Annotated in this window: 3 protein-coding genes and 1 pseudogene; 1 reads left to right on the top strand and 3 read right to left on the bottom strand. The window is 58.1% G+C overall.

Annotated elements, in window-relative coordinates:
• Nucleotides 1-143 (top strand): annotated as a pseudogene (locus tag P792_RS39165) (LysR family transcriptional regulator); the annotation flags it as partial.
• A 15-nt stretch (nt 144-158) separates the two neighbouring features.
• Here the strand turns inward: P792_RS39165 and P792_RS33100 are convergent.
• The 3 genes from P792_RS33100 to P792_RS37745 all read right to left on the bottom strand — a co-directional run.
• A complete protein-coding gene (locus tag P792_RS33100) occupies nt 159-899 on the bottom strand; it encodes an SDR family oxidoreductase (protein ID WP_023979642.1) in 741 nt (246 codons plus the stop codon).
• The gene (locus P792_RS33095; protein ID WP_023979641.1) at nt 896-1249 is read right to left on the bottom strand and encodes a carboxymuconolactone decarboxylase family protein; all 354 of its coding nucleotides are present in this window, start codon (nt 1247-1249) and stop codon (nt 896-898) included. Before P792_RS33095 ends, P792_RS33100 begins: the two co-directional genes overlap by 4 nt.
• Nucleotides 1250-1425: 176 nt before the next feature.
• Nucleotides 1426-1767, bottom strand: a 342-nt coding sequence (locus P792_RS37745) for a Gfo/Idh/MocA family oxidoreductase (RefSeq protein ID WP_031241409.1), incomplete at its 5' end; no start/stop codon positions are given.

Here is a 1767-nt window from a genome sequence, read left to right as displayed (position 1 = left end):
ATGATGTGGCCGCCGGGCGGCTTGTTCGCGTGCTGGAGGATTGGTGCCCCCCCTTCCCCGGCTACCATCTCTATTACCCGAGCCGCCGCAATACTTCGGCAGCCTTTCGACTGCTTGTCGAGGCCTTGCGGTATCGGGCCTGAAACAACGCCTTTCGCTCAGTATTCCTGAGCGGTCGGACGGAACAGGATTTCGTTGATATCCACCGCCTCGGGCTGGCTCATGGCAAACACCACACATTCCGCAAAGGATTCCGGCGGAATGGCGTAATTCTGGTAGAATGCCTTCATCGATTTCGCCGTATCCGGATCGGTGATGCTGTCTGTCAGCTCTGTCGCCAACGCACCGGGGGAGATGATGGTGGTGCGGATATTATAGGGTTTGACCTCCTGCCTCAGCCCTTCGGAAACAACACGCACCGCCGATTTGGTGGCGGAATAGACCGCCCCGCCCGGCCCGACCTTATGCCCCGCCACTGAAGACACATTGATGATATGGCCGCTCTTCTGCTTCTGCATCTGCGGCAGAACAGCGGCGATGCCATAAAGCGTGCCCTTGAGATTGACATCGATCATGCGATCCCAATCCTCGATGCGGCGCTTTTCAAGCGGCGAATGGGGCATCAGTCCGGCATTGTTGATCAGCACATCCACACGCCCATGCAGCGCGATGGCGTGATCGACCAGAGCCTGCACTTCGGCGCTGCGGCTGACATCGGTTTTCTTGACAGCATCACGCCCGATGGAAAGGGAATCCGCCAGGGCTTCAAGCCTGTCGAGACGCCGAGCCCCCAGAACGATTTTGGCCCCTTCTGCAGCAAGACGGCGCGCGACTGCCTCGCCCAGCCCGCTGCTCGCCCCGGTGATAACCACCACTTTTCCTGAAACCGGCTGGTTCATCGTGTCGTCTCCTTTTTGTCCTCAAAGACCTGTCGTGCAATGCCAAGCGCCGTCGAGGCCGTGGGCCAGCCGGAGTAAAAGGCCAGATGCGTGATGATCTCGATGATTTCGCTCTCGGTCACGCCGGTATCGAGCGCCTTGCGCAGGTGAAATCCCAGCTCATTGCCGCGATAAAGCGCAATCAGGCAGGTAATGGTAACCATGCAGCGATCGCGCGGCGTCAGCCCGGGACGGGCCCACACATCGTCAAAAAGGACGCGATCGGTATAGCGTGCGAGATCGGGGGCGATATCGCCGAAAGCCTTTCGCGCTGTCGTGGAATGCAGGGATGTCTGATCAAGCTCGGCCATATTCAGGGCTCTCCTCGCTTTTCATTCTGTCTGGCGAGAAGACTAGCCCCTGAATGCGATGCAGGATTAGAGCATGAATTATTCTAGGACCTATATGCAGCATTCATGAAACGAATGTATTCCGGGATATTATCGGGGTTGGTTCGGGGGCATTTTCAGCAGAGTCTTATGCGCTTTTACCGGACAGATGCGACATCGACAGGCCTGCCGGTTTGCAGCGAGAGCGCTGCGGCCTCTGCCAATCTCTGCGCTTCCACACCATCACACAACGTGGCAAGCGGTGGGCGGCCTTGCACAATCATGTCACGAAACGCCTCCATCTCCGCACGATAGGCCTGCGCAAAACGCGCGATGAAATCGCTCATGGGGCCAGAAGACGTGAAACCACGCGCATCGGCACTGACAAGATGATGGGCGGGGTGATTGGCCACATAGAAAACCCGCTCCGCGCAAACAGCTTCAAGGCGCTGATCGTAGCCGAACGCCGCATAACGGGCGTTGATCATCTGGACCAGAGA

The organism is Asaia sp. SF2.1, assembly GCF_000505765.1.
Classification (GTDB): Bacteria; Pseudomonadota; Alphaproteobacteria; order Acetobacterales; family Acetobacteraceae; genus Asaia; species Asaia bogorensis.
Note: the sequence above shows the minus strand (reverse complement) of the source record. Positions and strands in the feature narration are given on the sequence as shown.

Bases quoted from the DNA above. Each gene is read 5' to 3' on its own strand.
- P792_RS33095 (WP_023979641.1), bottom strand. From the start codon at position 1,249: ATGGCCGAGCTTGATCAGACATCCCTGCATTCCACGACAGCGCGAAAG.
- P792_RS33100 (WP_023979642.1), bottom strand. From the start codon at position 899: ATGAACCAGCCGGTTTCAGGAAAAGTGGTGGTTATCACCGGGGCGAGC.